Source organism: Ruminococcus sp. (assembly GCF_017549005.1).
GTDB lineage: Bacteria > Bacillota > Clostridia > Oscillospirales > Ruminococcaceae > Ruminococcus.
The window spans coordinates 70,949-87,563 of sequence record NZ_JAFYYT010000002.1; the positions used below are offsets into that span (position 1 = coordinate 70,949).

16 protein-coding genes are annotated in these 16,615 nt (G+C 50.1%); 5 read left to right on the plus strand and 11 right to left on the minus strand.

Going from position 1 to position 16,615, the window contains the following annotated elements; all coding sequences use genetic code 11:
* Positions 1 to 67: 67 nt before the first annotated feature.
* From cmk to IKW96_RS01085, 9 genes are all read right to left on the minus strand, one after another.
* Complete coding sequence (cmk, locus tag IKW96_RS01045) at positions 68 to 730, minus strand: (d)CMP kinase (protein WP_296569335.1); 663 nt, start codon at positions 728 to 730, stop codon at positions 68 to 70.
* A gap of 33 nt (positions 731 to 763) precedes the next feature.
* Complete coding sequence (locus IKW96_RS01050) at positions 764 to 1,285, minus strand: putative ABC transporter permease (protein ID WP_296569338.1); 522 nt, start codon at positions 1,283 to 1,285, stop codon at positions 764 to 766.
* Positions 1,286 to 1,300: 15 nt separating this feature from the next.
* Entirely contained in the window at positions 1,301 to 1,660 is a 360-nt protein-coding gene (locus IKW96_RS01055; RefSeq protein ID WP_296569342.1) for a YccF domain-containing protein, read from the minus strand.
* Between the two features lie 73 nt (positions 1,661 to 1,733).
* Positions 1,734 to 2,951: an NAD(P)/FAD-dependent oxidoreductase gene (locus tag IKW96_RS01060; protein ID WP_296569344.1), complete on the minus strand. Its 1,218-nt coding sequence runs from the start codon at positions 2,949 to 2,951 to the stop codon at positions 1,734 to 1,736.
* The gene (locus tag IKW96_RS01065; RefSeq protein WP_296569347.1) at positions 2,948 to 3,166 is read right to left on the minus strand and encodes a DUF3006 domain-containing protein; all 219 of its coding nucleotides are present in this window, start codon (positions 3,164 to 3,166) and stop codon (positions 2,948 to 2,950) included. The genes IKW96_RS01060 and IKW96_RS01065 overlap by 4 nt, the downstream gene beginning before the upstream one ends.
* Positions 3,163 to 3,996, minus strand: a complete 834-nt coding sequence (locus tag IKW96_RS01070; RefSeq protein WP_296569350.1) for a ComEC/Rec2 family competence protein — start codon at positions 3,994 to 3,996, stop codon at positions 3,163 to 3,165. The genes IKW96_RS01065 and IKW96_RS01070 overlap by 4 nt, the downstream gene beginning before the upstream one ends.
* Positions 3,997 to 4,028: 32 nt before the next feature.
* Entirely contained in the window at positions 4,029 to 6,008 is a 1,980-nt protein-coding gene (locus IKW96_RS01075) for a YgiQ family radical SAM protein (RefSeq protein WP_296569353.1), read from the minus strand.
* Between the two features lie 89 nt (positions 6,009 to 6,097).
* The gene (locus IKW96_RS01080) at positions 6,098 to 8,698 is read right to left on the minus strand and encodes a DNA translocase FtsK (RefSeq protein WP_296569358.1); all 2,601 of its coding nucleotides are present in this window, start codon (positions 8,696 to 8,698) and stop codon (positions 6,098 to 6,100) included.
* Between the two features lie 87 nt (positions 8,699 to 8,785).
* Positions 8,786 to 9,454, minus strand: a complete 669-nt coding sequence (locus IKW96_RS01085; RefSeq protein WP_296569487.1) for an ATP-dependent Clp protease proteolytic subunit — start codon at positions 9,452 to 9,454, stop codon at positions 8,786 to 8,788.
* Between the two features lie 389 nt (positions 9,455 to 9,843).
* Here IKW96_RS01085 and rpmG point away from each other — a divergent pair, with 389 nt between their 5' ends.
* The 5 genes from rpmG (at position 9,844) to rplA (ending at position 12,144) form a co-directional block, all read left to right on the plus strand.
* Entirely contained in the window at positions 9,844 to 9,993 is a 150-nt protein-coding gene (rpmG, locus tag IKW96_RS01090) for a 50S ribosomal protein L33 (RefSeq protein WP_009984160.1), read from the plus strand.
* 18 nt (positions 9,994 to 10,011) lie between these two features.
* Positions 10,012 to 10,245, plus strand: a complete 234-nt coding sequence (secE, locus tag IKW96_RS01095) for a preprotein translocase subunit SecE (protein WP_296569365.1) — start codon at positions 10,012 to 10,014, stop codon at positions 10,243 to 10,245.
* A 26-nt stretch (positions 10,246 to 10,271) separates the two neighbouring features.
* Complete coding sequence (gene nusG / locus IKW96_RS01100; RefSeq protein WP_296569368.1) at positions 10,272 to 10,799, plus strand: transcription termination/antitermination protein NusG; 528 nt, start codon at positions 10,272 to 10,274, stop codon at positions 10,797 to 10,799.
* A gap of 95 nt (positions 10,800 to 10,894) precedes the next feature.
* Positions 10,895 to 11,320 carry a 50S ribosomal protein L11 gene (gene rplK / locus IKW96_RS01105; RefSeq protein ID WP_019680811.1) on the plus strand — a complete coding sequence of 142 codons (426 nt, stop codon included), beginning with the start codon at positions 10,895 to 10,897 and terminating at the stop codon, positions 11,318 to 11,320.
* A gap of 128 nt (positions 11,321 to 11,448) precedes the next feature.
* The gene (rplA, locus tag IKW96_RS01110) at positions 11,449 to 12,144 is read left to right on the plus strand and encodes a 50S ribosomal protein L1 (RefSeq protein WP_024861795.1); all 696 of its coding nucleotides are present in this window, start codon (positions 11,449 to 11,451) and stop codon (positions 12,142 to 12,144) included.
* 91 nt (positions 12,145 to 12,235) lie between these two features.
* On the opposite strand, the gene IKW96_RS01115 is transcribed toward rplA, so the two are convergent.
* Entirely contained in the window at positions 12,236 to 13,237 is a 1,002-nt protein-coding gene (locus IKW96_RS01115) for an Mbeg1-like protein (protein ID WP_296569375.1), read from the minus strand.
* A gap of 148 nt (positions 13,238 to 13,385) precedes the next feature.
* Positions 13,386 to 16,475 carry a glycoside hydrolase family 9 protein gene (locus tag IKW96_RS01120; RefSeq protein ID WP_296569378.1) on the minus strand — a complete coding sequence of 1,030 codons (3,090 nt, stop codon included), beginning with the start codon at positions 16,473 to 16,475 and terminating at the stop codon, positions 13,386 to 13,388.
* Positions 16,476 to 16,615 lie beyond the last annotated feature (140 nt).

The window sequence follows — 16,615 nt, forward strand, 5'->3', positions numbered from 1 at the left end:
TGTTTTTCCATTCTGGAGCGGTTCCCTCGTCATCACAAGCGGACCGCTTTCCTGCAGGTTATATCGGTCACTTTATCTTTTCGTTTATTATCTTTACGATAGCAGCAGCCGACTCCTCTAAGTTAAGCTTTGTGGTGTCCACAAGAACTGCGTCCTCAGCCTGTTTCAGCGGAGCTGTCTCGCGGTGCATATCCTGATAGTCGCGCTTGATTATATCGTCGAGTATCTCCTGGTATGTGGGACAGTCCGGCTTCTCAAGGAGCTCCTTGTAGCGGCGGTTTGCACGTTCCTCTGCGGAGGCTGTGAGGAATATCTTCACGTCTGCATTGGGGAGGACCACCGTGCCGATGTCTCTTCCGTCCATGAGAACGTTGTTCTCACGGGCTATCTTCTGCTGAGTTTCAAAGAGGTAGGCCCTTACCGCAGGGATAGCCGATGTGCGTGAAGCCGCCATGGATATCTCGGGAGTCCTGATAAGGTCGGAAACGTCCCTCTTACCGAGGAAAACTCTCTGTGCGCCGTCGATAAACCTGAGCGATACCTCCGCTTTTTCGAGAGAAGCCTCGATATCCTCGTCAGCTATCTTGTTTTCGGTTATGTAAAGGGCGATAGTACGGTACAGAGCTCCTGTATCAACGTAGATATAGCCCAGCTGTTTTGACACCATTTTTGCGATAGTGCTTTTTCCTGCGCCTGCAGGTCCGTCGATTGCGATGTTGATGGTCTTCATGTTAAAACTCCTTTATTTATGGGCGAAAGCCCTTTATTTGCCAAGATTTTCGGCAAAGGATATCACCGTATCGGTAAGTATCCCTGCCGTCAGGAAAAGTCCCGTGCCGAAGCATACTTCTTCGGGCAGTTTGTCGCTCAGCTTCTTTGACAGGGGGTGAAGCATATAGAAATATCCCACAGCCATAACGCCGAATATTGCGCTGGAAATGAGGCTCGACCTGTCAAGTATGGAAAAATACCATGTTCTGTACGTCCAGAACTGCTTGTGGAAGATGAATTCCAGCAGATATGAAGTTCCCAGCTCGAAAGCCGTGGTTATCACGGTCGCCGCTGCGAAAATAAAAAGAGGATCTCGCTTTTTACGCAGTATTGCAAGGAGCATGAATGCTCCGAACGAGTATATGGGGATTATGGGCAGGTGGAGCATTCCGCGGTTGTCAAAGCGGCAGAACATTATCCATACCGTTACTACCTCATATATCCAGCCAGCAAAGCCTGCGGCCGTGAATTCAAATACATAGCGGAAGAATGTCCGCGGAAAATTCTTTTTCATGGTACATATTCAGTATTACTTCACCTTTGCGCCGAAGGGCATGAGTGAGAGCTTTGCAAGCTTGAACATCTGCAGGCCGAATGGTATGCCTATTATGCTTATGCATAGCAGCAGACCGAATACTGCGAATTCCGCAGCCATTTCAATTCCGCCGAAGATGAGCCACAGTATATTTACCAGCAGACGGACAGGGCCGCCTCCGTATTCTACCGTCTTTCCGAACGGAGCAAAGGTCAGCTTTGCCATTTTGAAGCACTGCTTTCCTATTGGTATGCCGACTATGGTTATGCACCACAGCAGTCCGATGAGCAGCCAGCTGAGACCTGCGAAGAATCCGCCGAATATCAGCCATAATAAATTACCTAAACACCCCATATTTATACCTTCCTTATATCATATTTACAGCCATTGGCCCTTGGTTCTCAGAGCCTGGTCCTTAGCTCCTGATTCACATATTCAGTGCGGCTGTATAAGCCGTTGAGAATGCTATCTGCAGATTGAAGCCGCCTGTGTAGGCGTCAACGTCTATGACCTCTCCTGCAAAGAAAAGTCCGCTGACAAGCTTTGATTCCATAGTTTTCGGGTTTATCTCCTTCGTTGAGACTCCGCCGCTGGTGATTATCGCCTCGTCTATCGGACGGAAGCCCGATATCCTCACGGGAAATGCCTTCAGCAGCTCCCCGAATCTGCGGCGTTCTTCCTTGGTTATCCCGTTTATCTTCTGCTCGGGAGCGATCCCCGAAAGCCTTACCGCAACAGGTATGAGCTTTGCAGGAAGGAGCTTCCTTATGCCATTCTGAAAGTCGCGGTTGAGATTTTCTGCGAAGTCGCGCTGTATACGGGCGTCAAGCTGCTCGGGTGACAGTGCAGGCTTCAGGTCGATGAGGAGACTGTACCTGTTTGGCTGCATATCCCGTATGTGTGAGCTTGCGCTGAGGACGAGAGGTCCCGAAACGCCGAAGTGGGTGAAGAGCATTTCGCCCAGCTCGCTGTATATGCACTTGTTACCGTCCATGAGGTTGAGAGTTACATTCCGCAGGGAAAGCCCCATCATCTCAGCACAGTATTTATCGGGAGAAACAAGGGGCACAAGACTGGGTTTCAGCTCCGTGACCGTATGCCCGAGAGCCTGTGCGAGGGTATATCCGTCGCCCGTCGAACCCGTTGCAGGGTAGGACTTTCCGCCGCAGGCAATAAGCACCGACTGTGAACGGTATTCCTCACCGCCTGCGGAAACTCCGCAGACAGCGCCGTTTTCTGCAAGTATCTTCGTTACCCGCTTGTTTATGACCCTTACGCCAAGCTTTTTCATCTCCGCTGCAAGAGCGTCCGCGATGTCGTCCGCCTTGTCGCTTACGGGGAAAACTCTGTTTCCGCGCTCTGTTTTAAGCGGCACTCCCAGCTCTTCAAAGAAGCTCATGGTGCTCTCCGCGTCGAAGCCTGCAAAGGAGCTGTACATGAACCGCGGATTTACGGGGATATTCTTCATATGCTCCTCGGCGGAGCTGTTATTGGTGACGTTGCAGCGGCCTTTGCCAGTTATGCGGAGCTTTCTGCCGAGTTTTTCGTTCTTTTCAAAGAGCAGCACGGTCTTGCCGTACCTTGCCGCGTAGACTGCCGCAAAGCAGCCTGCAGCTCCGCCGCCAATTATAATAGTATCGGTCATCGTTTATCTTCCTTTATGAGCCTTTGCAGTCTTTCGCGTACCTGTTTCCGCTTTTTTTCGGTGGCTTTCCTGTCAGTGACATATCTGCCGCCTCTGAGCAGCACCACATCTCCCTCCGCTGCTTCGGGGGGGAGCTCGCTTTCCGGGACGCTGACTGAGCCCTTTTCGTTCACAAGGACGGCATATCCGTTCTCAAATCTGTCTATTACCGTCATTTTCCGTTCCTTTCGGTGCGTACCGACAGCTTGCTGCCATCGGACTCGAAAACTATATTTCCGCATATATCTGTGCGGTATATCTTGTCTGTGTATTCATGAAGCCTTTGCAGGGTGATATCCGAGGGGTGTCCGTATGGGTTATCGGCTCCGCAGGATATTACCGCGGTCTGCGGACGTATCATGTCAAGAAACTCCGCAGTCGATGAACGTGAGCTGCCGTGATGTCCTGCCTTGTACAGCGTGACTTTCTGCAGTCTGTCGCTGGTGAGCATGGCGTATTCGGCTTCTGACTCGGAGTCGCCCGTGAGGAGAAAGCTGTTATCGCCATGCCTTATGAGCAGGCTTACGGAGTAATTGTTCATGTCCTCGAAAACAGCGTCGTCAGGGGAGACTATCTCCGAAACGGCTTTGCCTATACTGAGCGTATCGCCTGTTCTGGCTGTGCGTATATTCAGCTTTTTCGCCTCGCAGCTCTCAAGAAACCTGTCAAAAAATACCGCTGTGGGGAGCTGCTCGTCGGGGATACTTGGTATCAGGACCTCCCCGATGTCGAATGTGTCGATGATACGCGCCATTCCGCCCATGTGGTCGGAATGGGGATGAGTTCCAATGAGGTAGTCCAGTCTTCCCACGCCGAGATCTTTCAGGTAGCTGACCACATCGGAGGATACAGCGTATTCGCCGCAGTCCACCAGCATTGTTACGCCGTTTGCGGCGATGAATGTGCAGTCGCCCTGTCCAACGTCGATGAAGTGCATGACCAGCTTGTCCTCATCTGGGAACGTATGGCGCGGCTTGCGGAAGAACCACCAGCCTGCAAAGATCATAACTGCCGCAATGAGCAGCAGACCAATGTTTTTCAGTGCTTTCTTTTTCCGTTCTGCCCGTTCTTTTTTCCGCTTTTCTGCGAGTTCCCGAAGGAGCTGCTTCTGGTATGAGGTGAGTTTGTATTTCTCTCCTGCGGCCTGAACGAAGCTTTCCGTGTCTTTGAAGTATTTTGACGTGACTTGTCACCGCCCTTTCGGGAAGTATTGCTCTGTCCGTGTGAGTCGCCCTCTATAAGGCATTTAGGCGACGAACCGATAAGGTCGCGCCGCCCTGCGGCTTTGAGGGCTTCAAGGACTATCTCCCTGTTCTGGGGACGGAAGTACTGGAGCAGAGCCCGCTGCATAGCCTTTTCTTTGGGAGTTTTCGGAACGTAGACCTTTTCAAGTGTATAGGGGTCGAGCTCTGTGTAGAACATAGCCGTGGAAATAGTTCCGGGGGTGGGATAGAAGTCCTGCACCTGTTCGGGGCGTATCTTGTTTTCTTTCAGGAAAACGGCAAGGTCTATAGCCTCGTTAAGGGTGCTGCCAGGGTGTGAGGACATAAGATAGGGAACGAGATACTGCTCTTTTCCCATGCCCTTGGTTATTTCGTAAAAGCGCTTCTGGAAACGCTTGTAGGCTTCGATATGGGGCTTGCCCATTTTGTCGAGGACTACCGCGGAGCAGTGCTCGGGGGCAACTTTCAGCTGACCGCTTACGTGGTGCATTATGAGCTCCTTCATGAATTCGTCGTCCTTGTCCTCGATGAGATAGTCGTATCGTATTCCCGAGCGTATGAAAACCTTTTTCACGCCCTTGACCTTGCGTATTCTGCGAAGCATGGACAGATACTCGGTATGATCGACTTTGAGGGCGGGGCAGGGGTTCGGAGCAAGACATTTCTTGCCCATACAAAGTCCCTTTGTGAGCTGCTTGTCGCAGGAGGGGCGGCGGAAGTCCGCCGTAGGACCGCCTACGTCGTGTATGTATCCCTTGAAATCGGGCATTTTCGTGATACGCTCCGCCTCGGCAAGCACCGACTCCACACTTCTGACGGTGATACGTCTGCCCTGATGAAGAGCTATTGAGCAGAAATTGCAGTAGCCGAAGCAGCCGCGGTTATGGGTTATGGAAAATCGTACTTCCTCGATACCGGGTACTCCCCCGAGAGCCTCATAGGACGGGTGTATCGCCCTTGTGTAGGGGAAGGAATAGATATGGTCGAGCTCCTCTGTGGTAAGGCTGTAGGCAGGGGGCAGCTGCACCAGCATGAGCTTGCCGTGGCGCTGTATTATGGTCTTTCCGTAGACCTCGTCCTGCCAGTCGTACTGTATCTTTACTGCCTTTGCGTACTCCACCTTGTTGTCGCGCACCTGTTCAAAGGAGGGGCACTGAGCGGCTCCTATAGGAGTGTTCACAGGCTCTGTGAGATAGCAGGTGCCGCGTATATCGTGGATATCACGTATATTCTCACCGTTTGCGAGCCGTGTGCATAGCTCCTGTACCTGATGCTCGCCCATGCCGTACATGAGGAGGTCGGCTCCGCTGTCGAGGAGCACCGAGGGGCGGACTGCGTCGTCCCAGTAGTCATAATGGGCGAAACGGCGCAGAGAAGCCTCCAGTCCGCCTATAGCTATGGGAACGTCACCGAAGTACTCGCGGAGCTTCTGACAGTAGACTATCACCGCGCGGTCGGGACGCTTGCCTGCAACACCGCCTGCTGTGTAGGCGTCGTCGGAGCGCTTGCGCTTTGCGGCTGTGTAGTGAGCCACCATTGAGTCGATATTGCCTGCGGTAACGAAAAAGGCGTACTTGGGAGCACCGAAGCGGCGGAAATCGCGGTCGGTATGCCAGTCGGGCTGTGAGATGATACCCACTGTGAAGCCCATACTCTCAATAAGACGGGTAACGATAGCCGCTCCGAAGCTTGGGTGGTCAACGTAGGCGTCGCCTGTTATGTATATGAAATCGAACTGCTCTATTCCCAGCTCGTCCATTTCTTTTTTTGTGGTAGGCAGAAAGCCTTCGTACATGGTAACACCTCTTTTTCAGCCCTTAGCCCTTAGCTGATGCAGGGATCGCCCCTGATGGTCACTATTCACTAATTACTTGTCACTGATTTTTATTCGTCCATACGGCGGAGTCTCCACTCGTCGTACTGCATTTTCGACATGAGCACCTTTCGTGGCTTTGCACCCTCGCTCTGTCCGATAACTCCGCGTTCTTCCAGCTCGTCCATTATTCTTGCGGCTCTAGCATAGCCAAGCTTGAGCTTTCTCTGGAGCATTGATGTGGAGAGCTGTCCTGCGTCCACGGCTACCTTTATAGCCGCTTCCACTATATCCTCGTCGCTGCCGCCTCCTGCTGAAGTGCTGCTGTCAGCTGCCGCGGAGCCGTTCTGCGACTGTGTGGAATAGATCTCCACGTCCTTTGTGATGTTCGGATCGTATTTTACTTCGCCCTGTGCCTTTATAAAGCGTACTGTCTCGGCGATATCCTCGTTTGAGGAGAAGCAGCCCTGTACGCGGACGGGTTTTCCTGCGCCTATGGGCATATACAGCATATCGCCGTTTCCCAGGAGCTTGTCAGCTCCGCCCATATCGATGATAGTACGGGAATCTATCTGCGATTTTACTGAAAGCGCGATACGGCTCGGTATATTGGCTTTGATAAGACCTGTGATAACATCGGTGGTAGGACGCTGAGTTGCAACTACCAGGTGCATACCTGCGGCACGTCCCATTTGTGCGAGACGGCAGATGTAGTCTTCGACGTCCTTGCCTGCGACTAACATCATATCCGCAAGCTCGTCGATGAATACCACTATCTGCGGCATGGGGGAGAGGTCGCCGTCAACGGCTGCAAGGTCGTTGTAGGAGCGAAGATCGTTGGCTCCTGCCTCTGCAAATAGGTTGTAGCGGCGCATCATTTCGTTCACTGCCCAGCAGAGCGCTCCTGCGGCACGCTTACAGTCGGTGACTATAGGGATGAGCAGGTGCGGTATGTTCTCGAATATCTTGAATTCGACTATCTTAGGGTCGATGAGTATGAGCTTGACCTCGTCGGGAGTCGCATTGTACAGGATACTCATTATAATGGAACGGGTGCAGACTGACTTACCCGAGCCGGTAGTACCTGCAATGATGACGTGGGGCATTTTTGCGATATCGCCGAGTATGATATTTCCGGTGATATCCTTTCCGACAGCAAAAGTCAGCTTGCTCTTTGAGTCCCTGAACTCGGGGGAGGCTATCATTTCGCGGAGAGTTACCATGTCCTTTGCAGTATTCGGTATCTCTATGCCTACAGCAGCTTTACCCGGTACGGGAGCTTCTATACGGACGCCCTGCGCCGCAAGACTGAGGGCGATATCGTCCTCGAGTCCCTTTATCTTCGAGACTTTTATTCCGGGACCGGGCTGTATCTCGTAACGTGTGATGGACGGTCCGCGGAAGATATCCTTTATCCTTACCTCAACGCCGAAGCTCTGGAGAGTATTCTTGATGACCTCTGCCTTTTCGCGCATTTCCTCAACGGCTTCCGCGCGGTTGGAGCGTATCTCGGGACGGGTGAGTATGTCGATAGGGGGGAGTATGTACACGGGCTTTTCCTCGGCAGGCTCTTCCTCCTCTTCCTCGGGGAGCTCTTCCTCGGGAGTATCGGGCTTGCCGTCGGCAGCCTTGCTTATGAGCTCCTCGAGTGCCTCGTCGGACATCTCTTCCTCTTCCGCAGTTTCGGTTTCAGCTTCGTTTTCCTCTATGATAGGAGCTTTTCTGCGTTCGGCTACAGGCTTGGGCGCAGGAGCTGCGGTCGGCTCTATGTCTATGTCAATAGCGCTGCCGTCGTCGTCGCCGTAGCTGTCATGAACTATAAGATGGTCTGTGGGGAGCGGTATATCGAGGAAAAATCCGTCGGGGAGCGACTCAACGGCTTTCTTGTTCTGAGCCTTGCGCTCCGATGGCTTCTGCGGAGACTTCCGTGTATTTGCGATATTTATAGCTTCAAGGTCTGCGTCAAAGTCGCGCTTTTCCTTGTCGTCGTCCAGGTCGTCGTCAAAGGCGTCAACGAATTCGCCTCCTACAAGCATATTCTGCAAGCCGTTCACACATCTGCCGATGAATACGAAGGGAGTTGCAAGGAGCTTGAGGAACTCCATAAGTCCGCGCCCCGAAAGGAGCATTCCGAATACGAAGAAAAGCACAAGTGAAATGAGCCTTGCACCAAGCTTGCCGAAGAATTTGAGGAGAGGTCCTGCGATGACCATGCTTGAAACACCGCCGCTTTTCAGCTTGGTTCCCTCCTCGTAGAGTATCCTGAAATGACCGCCTATGGTACTTCCCGGGATACGTCCCACAGCGAATATCTGATATGCAGCGCTTGCAAGGAATATCATGGCGATACACCATACGGTTCTGCCGCTGATGTCCTTTTTGCTCTGCTCGCTGCCCAGCTTGAGGGCTGTGTATATTAGGATAACGGGTATGAGAAATGCCGCTATGCCGAAGCAGCCCAGCAGCAGGTCGTGGAGCTTCAGCCAGCCCTTTGTTCCCTTGACAAGCACCATGAGGGCTGTGAGTATTCCTGCCGCAAAGAGCAGTATCGACCAGAGCTGATTGCTCTCGTTCTGTGGAGCTGCCTTTGCAGGCGCTTTTATGGGCTCCCTTTTGGGAGCTTCGGGCTTCTTTGCCTTAGAAGCCGTGGATTTTTTTCTGGTTTCTGCCATATATGCCTCCGTTTGTTCTTCACTGTAGCTGTACCATTATAATAGCAGATACTTCGCGCAAAAAAGCGCGTTTCGGCACAGCTGCGGTCAGTCCGCATATCTTTTTTCTGTATTTTCTATCATATTGTAAAGACAGTCCATAGCGTCGCCGAGACTGCCGATACTGTCGATGAGTCCGAGCTCCACGGCTTTTTCGCCCTCAACCACGCTGCCCACATCGAGTACGAGCTCCTCCGTGTTCATAAGCAGGGTGCGGAAGTCCTTCTCGGTGATGCTGCTGTTTTTCGTAACGAATCTCACTATCCTGTCCTGCATCTTGTCAAAGTAGGAGAGAGTCTGTGGTACTCCGAGGACTGTTCCGTTCATGCGGACGGGGTGTATCGTCATTGAGGCTGTGGGTACTATGAATGAGCGTTTCGCGCTTACCGCGAGGGGAACGCCTATGGAATGTCCGCCGCCGACTACCAGCGATACTGTGGGAGTCTTCATGCCTGCGATAAGCTCCGCAAGGGCAAGACCTGCCTCCACGTCGCCGCCGGCGGTGTTCAGTATGATGAGCAGTCCCTCAACGCTCCTGTCCTGTTCGATAGCCACGAGAGCGGGGATTATATGCTCGTATTTTGTGGTCTTGTTCTGCTCGGCGAGCACATAGTGCCCCTCTATCTGCCCGATCACTGAGAGACAGTGTATCAGGTGTTTGGAGTTACGCGTTACGGCACGTCCGCTCTCGCGGATAAGCTCGGCTTCGTCAAGCATTTCCTCGGCATTATTGCCGCCTTTGAGTTCATCCGACAATGTATACACCTCCGAAGCTATTCTGTGCAGCTTTCGCAAGCATATACATTTTTATTATATACCTTTGCCGCTCTAAAGTCAAGCAAATTAAGAACTAAGAGCTAAGAACTAAGAACTGAGAGCTGTGATCTTAGAATGGAGGCGGCGGCGTTTCCTGAACTGCTTACCCCTGCTGATAACTGTTCACTAATTGCTGATTACTAAAAACTTGAAAAAAGGGCTTGACTTTTATAATAATATGTGTTATAATATCAGTACCTCGTTGGGGGTTTATTTTTTTGTCCCCGTGCGAGGGAGGCAAACAACCTACCTTCGGTAACGAAGGAAGTAATAATTCAGGAGGTGCCGATATGAGAGTAAAGGTTACTTTAGCTTGTACAGAGTGCAAGCAGCGCAACTATGTTTCCAAGAAAAACAAGAAGAATGACCCTGACAGAATCGAAATGATGAAGCATTGCAAGTTCTGCAGAAAGCATACTCTTCATAAGGAAACAAAGTGATCGGAAGGAGTATTTTCTATGGCTAAGAATACGTCTTCTGAAAAGAAGTCCGAGAAAAAAGAAGTCGGAAAGATCCGCAAGTGGTTCAAGGACCTCAAAATCGAATTCAAAAAGGTGGTCTGGCCAACCAAGAAGACAGTTATGACTAATACCTCAGTCGTTCTGAGCGTTATCGTTGCTGCCGCTATTCTTGTTGGTTTGATAGATCAGGGCTTTTACGCAGCACTGCGTTCGATCTATAACGCAGGCTAATTCTATAGGAGATCAGGAGGAGCAATATGTCAGAAGCAGCTAAGTGGTATGTTATCCACACCTATTCAGGCTATGAAAATAAGGTAGCCCAGAATATTGAAAAGGTAGTAGAAAACCGCAAGCTTCATGAACTTATCCAAGAGGTCAGAGTTCCTACAGAAAAAGCTACTGAGATCACAGACGGAAAAACTAAGGAAGTAGAGCGTAAGACCTATCCGGGCTACGTTCTCGTAAAGATGATAATGAACGACGATTCATGGTATGTCGTAAGAAATACCAGAGGCTGTACAGGCTTCGTCGGTCCCGCTTCAGAGCCCACTCCTCTTTCTGATGAGGAAGTTCAGAAGCTCTTCGGCGTTGATACCGATACCGTTACCGTCAACTTCAAGGTGGGCGATAATGTTCGTATCTCGGGTACCGCTATGGACGGCTTTATCGGCGTTGTTCAGAGCATCAATCTCGACGACCGCACCGTTGATCTTCTTGTCTCGATGTTCGGTCGTGAAACCCCCACTACATTGCCTATCAATCAGGTAATAAAGGTGGAGGACTAATTCAGGTCAAAAAAGAATCCGCAGTATGGATTCAGTGGGAGAGGTAAAATAATTCTTGCCTCGCCATTTACCACATTTATGGAGGTGCGAATTACATGGCACAGAAAGTAGTTGGCTACATTAAGCTTCAGATCGCAGCAGGAAAGGCTACTCCTGCACCGCCTGTTGGACCGGCTCTCGGTCAGCACGGCGTTAATATCATGGCATTCACAAAGGAATTCAACGAGAGAACCAAGAACGACATCGGTATGATTATCCCTGTTGTTATCACTGTTTATGCAGACCGTTCATTCTCGTTCATCACTAAGACTCCCCCTGCAGCAGTTCTCATCAAGAAGGCTTGCAACATCAACAGCGGTTCGGGAGTTCCCAATAAGACTAAGGTCGCAAACATCACTAAGGAACAGGTACAGAAGATCGCTGAGACCAAGATGCCTGACCTCAACGCAGGTTCACTCGAGGCAGCTATGAGCATGATCGCTGGTACTGCTCGTTCAATGGGCGTTGTAGTTGTTGACTAATCAATTTTTTGAATGATGAAGTGGGATACAGATGATCCCGTTCAGAGTTCTATTGGTGGGAGGAAAATTCCGCTAATCGGGTAAGCTATAAGCTCCCCGGTATTACCACTTAAATAGGAGGAAATATAATGAAACACGGCAAAAAATATGTCGACAGCGCAAAGGCTGTTGATTATGCAAAGCAGTATGATTCCACAGAGGCTCTTGACCTCGTTTGCAAGAATGCAAAGGCTAAGTTCGATGAGACTATCGAGGCTCACATCCGTCTCGGCGTTGACTCAAGACACGCTGACCAGCAGGTAAGAGGCGCTGTTGTTCTCCCTAACGGTACAGGTAAGACTGTTCGTGTATGCGTATTCTGCAAGGAAGACAAGTATGAGGCAGCTCAGGGCGCAGGCGCTGAGTTCGTTGGCGGTCAGGATCTCGTTGACAAGATCATGAAGGAAAACTGGATGGACTTCGACGTTGTTATCGCTTCACCTGATATGATGGGACTCGTTGGTCGTCTCGGTAAGGTCCTCGGACCCCGTGGCCTTATGCCAAACCCGAAGGCAGGTACTGTAACTCCTGACGTTGCAAAGGCTGTTACAGAGGCTAAGGCTGGTAAGATCGAGTATCGTCTCGACAAGACAAACATCATTCACTGTCCTATCGGTAAGGCTTCATTCGGCGCTGCTAAGCTCGAAGAGAACTTCAATACACTTATGGAAGCTGTTGTTAAGGCAAAGCCTGCTGCTGCTAAGGGTACTTACCTCAAGAGCTGCACAGTTACTTCAACAATGGGCCCTGGTGTTCCTGTTGCTACAGCTAAGTACGGCGTTTGATCGTTAATAGTTAAATCAAAGGCTTCACGGTTATTCCGTGAAGCCTTTTTCGTTATGGCAAACGTCCGACAGCTGTCGGACGTTAATGGGATCATTTGAAAAATGCGCCCTTGCCGTTCTGGGCAATCTTTCGGAAAGCCTCTTTCATTACAGCCTGCTGTTCGGGCCTGAGCTTTGAGATCGCTTTAATTATGGACGGATATGAACGAAGCTTGTTCAGCTCCTTGAGAGTTTCCTTGTCGGGAGCCTGCAATATCTCAAACAGTGATTCCGTGAATATTTCACGTTCGCTATCGCTGAAATCGTCGAGCATTCCTGATATCGCCTTATTTATGACATCTCCCGATTTTTTCAGCTTGTCAGTGAGAAGAAAGCGGTTTCGCTTCAGCTCCCAGTTATAAGCGAAGTGCTGCTTGATGCCTATTGCGGAGTTCTTGACTATTTTCGGCTCTGAGCTGCTTCCAAGCAGCATTCCCACTATCGAAACCTGCGGTATGAAGCATTTTATCTTCGGCAGCATATTCTTGTAGACCTCCGACTCTATGACCTCATCCCTGAATCCGGGACCATCATAGGAGTAGATGTTTACTATTCTGTCGCGTATCGCCTCATTGCAGTAGAGAGAGCTGAATATAGCGAAGTTTCCGCCCTTTGAGTGCCCACCGAGCCTTATGGGCTGGTTGTCGCTGTCAAAAGCGGTGTTGAGATAGTTTATAGCGCGTTCCTGTCCTGCGGTCTGCTGCATAAAGCTGAGATTGAAGTCCTCTTTCCAGCCTACGACTGTACCGTCAGTGCCTCTGAAAGCGAGAAATCCGCTGCCGTCGCCAAGTCGGTAGGTGAGTGCTGAGAACTGCATATCTTCGTCGGATTCGACGCTGCATACAAATCCGCGCAGAGTGGTTCCGCGAAATCTTCTTGACTCGGCAAGCTTCCTGAAAAGGATATTGTCCTGTTCAAAAGTCAGGATACGCTTGTTCACGTCCACTTCGTCAGGTCTGTACCTACGGTAGGCGTCGGGGATAGATATCTCCTCGTCGAAGCTCTCGGGGACAACTCCGCCGAGATGAGCGTAGCAAAGCTGCGACAATACCATTCCGTCTATCTCGTTGAAGGGATCGGCAGAGAAGGGGACATCGCCGCGCCAGTCAAGATAATCAAGTATATTAGCCAGAATACCGCCTCCTGAAAAACAAAGCGACGCCGAAGCGCCGCTTTATTTTATTATAAATGTGTACTAAGAATTACTTAGTAGGATCAAGAGTAGAGATCTTCTTGAGGAGGAACTCCTGAATGCGGAGTGCGTCGTTAGAAGTAAGACCCTTGCTGCTCTGATCAACGTCAGCGTTAGCCTTGCCCTGCTCTGTGATAGCCTTGGAGTCTGTACCGCCAACACCGTACTTGTTCGGGTTAGCAAGTGACTGCATGATAAGAACAGCGTCAGCCATATCTACATCACCATCGCAGTTAGCGTCGCCCCACTTAGTAACCTTGACATCACCGTTACCCTTTGTGGTAGCAGTTGTTGTTGTCTCGACCTGCTTAGGAGCTGTTGTTGTGGTTGTTGTAGTTGTATTTTCGTTGCCGCTTGGAGTCTGCTCGAAATCATACTTAACGTCCTTATCCTGGAGGAACTCAGCGATCCAAGCAAGAGGAGCGTTCCAGTTGATTGTAACCTCGTTTGTAGACCATGCTTCGATAGAGTCAACGAAACATCTCTGTGACGGGTTGTCTTCCTTACCGGGAACGAATCCGAGAGCACGTACATATGGATCCTGGAGACCTGCGTTAGGACCGCCTGAGAGAACTCCGTCAGGAGCCATAGGCAGAGTCTTATCAAGCTCGTAAGACCAATATCTGTGGTGAGGATTCTTTTCCTTGTATGTACCGTAACCTGTTACATATGAGAATGAAAGCGGGTTGTTTCCGAGGAGGTAGTCCATACCTGTCAGAACACCGTTCATGTACTGATCATCGCCTGTCATGTCGTAAGCATAAGCCATAACCATGAGGTTGTTGATAACCATTGAGTTTGAACCCCACTCATAGCCGTGGATTACGATGCTCTCATCAAGGTTGTTAGGATCTGTGTATCCGGGTCCGTCATACTTGTACGGGATACCATAACCCTGCTTCTTCTCTTCCTTGATGTACTCGTCAGCAGCTTCAGTGATAGAATCGTTAAGGATCTTCTTCTGATCGTCTGAGAGATACTGCTTATTGAGAGCGAGTGAAAGTGAACCAGCAGAAGCTGTATTACCCCAGTTAAATGTGGTGAATGAGCCTTCGCCTGTTGCGTTCTCACCGCCAGTGATTCTTGTTGTTACCTTGAAAGCGTTCTTATAGTCAGAAAGCTTCTTGAGGTATGTATCAGCGTCTGAATCGCCGAGTGCACTTGCAGATACGAAAATTTCGCAAGCTGCCCAGTACATATCGTCCTTAACCTCGTTATCACCGTAAGGTCCGCCGCCCTTTGCCTGATACATAGGAGCGTAGAGTGACTTTTCGTTATCTTCTTCGTCCTTAGCAGCTTCATACCAGTTCTTCTCAGCAGCCTCATAAGCAGCCTTAGCTTCCTTGAGGTAGAATGCAGACTTCTCAGAATCGTATGGTTCGATAAGTCTTGCTGTCTGAGCAGCACAAGCAGCGTAGTTGAGTGTAGCAGCGAACGTAGGTGGCTTAACTATACGCTCTGTACCCCACTCTTCCTCGTAATCCCAAGGCTTTGTAGCAAGACCTGTCCACTTGTGGTCGTGGAGCTTGTGGTAAACCATTCCTGCATACTTGCCCCATGTAGGCTCTGAAGAATCAACCTTCATAGCTGTCATGAACTCGAGCTCATAGAGACACTCGTCGATGATATCAGGAATCTTCTTTGAGTCGCCGCTCTCAGGGATATTTACTGTGCCTGAACCGTCAGCGAACTTAGCCTTTGTATCTTCGTTGTGTAAAGCTCTCTCGTACATATTCTGGAGAGTCCATACAGAGATACCGCCGTTAACAACATACTTACCGTGGTCACCAGCATCGTACCAGCCCTTGTTAGCTGTGATGGATGATGAAGCGTATGTGCTTGTAGCCTCTGTCTTCTCTAAGTACTCGTTCTTCCAGATCTTCTGAACGTAAGCCTTATCTGTCTTATGACCGCCCTTATGAGCAAGAGTCTTTGTATCACCTGATGTGATGTACTGTGACTCGATATCGAGACCTGAACGGTTCTGATAGAAGTAGTTCAGAGCGTTCTTGAGGAGGTCGTGTGACTTATCTGTATAGATGTCGTCGCCGATATTGAACTCGAATGATCTCCAGTCCTTACCGTCGATCTGGAGGTAATATCTACCGGGTGTCTTGAAGCTTGAGAAGTCGATCTTAGCAACAGAGTCAGCTGAATCGGGATCCTTTGTTACTGCGCCTGTTGTACCTGTCTCAACAACCTTGCCTGACTTAGCGTCAACGAGGTTCCATGTATATGTACCTGAAAGGTCGATAGTTGTGGCACCGTAAAGGATATCGCCCTTGTTATCGCCGAGTGTAGCGACCTTAGCGTAATTTGTGAAGTAACCTATCTGGTTTACAGAAATGAAGTTAACGGTCTTGCCGCCCTTCTTGAGGTTCTCATCAAAGTTAGCAGCGTAGTCACGGTTTGTAGCACCGTATGACTCGTTAGGATCTGAGTTGCAGCAGCCTTCGCCGGCAGCCTTGTCGCCGCAGGTTACACAATCGATAACCATGTCGTCGAACCAGATCTCGTCGCCTTCCTCTGCATTACCCTGATACTTAGTACCCTTTGCATAGTGGAAGCACCACTCGCAAGCCTCGAGGTCCTGAGTAGGAGTGAATGTACCCTCGAATTCCTGCCAGTCGGTTGTGAGCTTTACAGCAGCATTCGGCCACTTACCACCCATGTGAGGACCCATGTGCATATCATTTGACTGACCGTCGAGCTCGAAGTACTCCTCGTCACCCTTGATATTACCGATCTTAGAGCAGAGCTCCATACCGTCTCTCTTAGCCTTAGCTCTGAAGCTAACCTTGTACTCGTGACCCTTCTTGAAGTTGAGGTTTCTGTGTCTTACCTGAAGGTCCCACTTTTCCTTGTCGGCACCCTGAGCAACCTTAACTACTACATGGAATGCGCCGTCAGAAATGTCGAAATCCTGCTTAGCCGGTGATGACTCACAAGTATGCCATGGCAGAGCTTTGTGATCGAATGTGCTCTCACCAACTACGAGACCAGCAGAAGCTGTCATAGGGGTGATCATAGCAACTGTTGAAGGAACAAGAGTTGCCATTGCCATAACGCTTGCAAGAATCTTCTTTGTTTTCTTGTGCATTTTAAATACCCTCCCTGATATTTTAAATATACTTTTTATAACGCAATGCCAGTGCAAACATTGCGGTTATACCTGTTGTAATCCGCGAAAAATAGGCTCTCCCAACGGGAGCTTGCACCGTTGCCCATTCATCAATCATA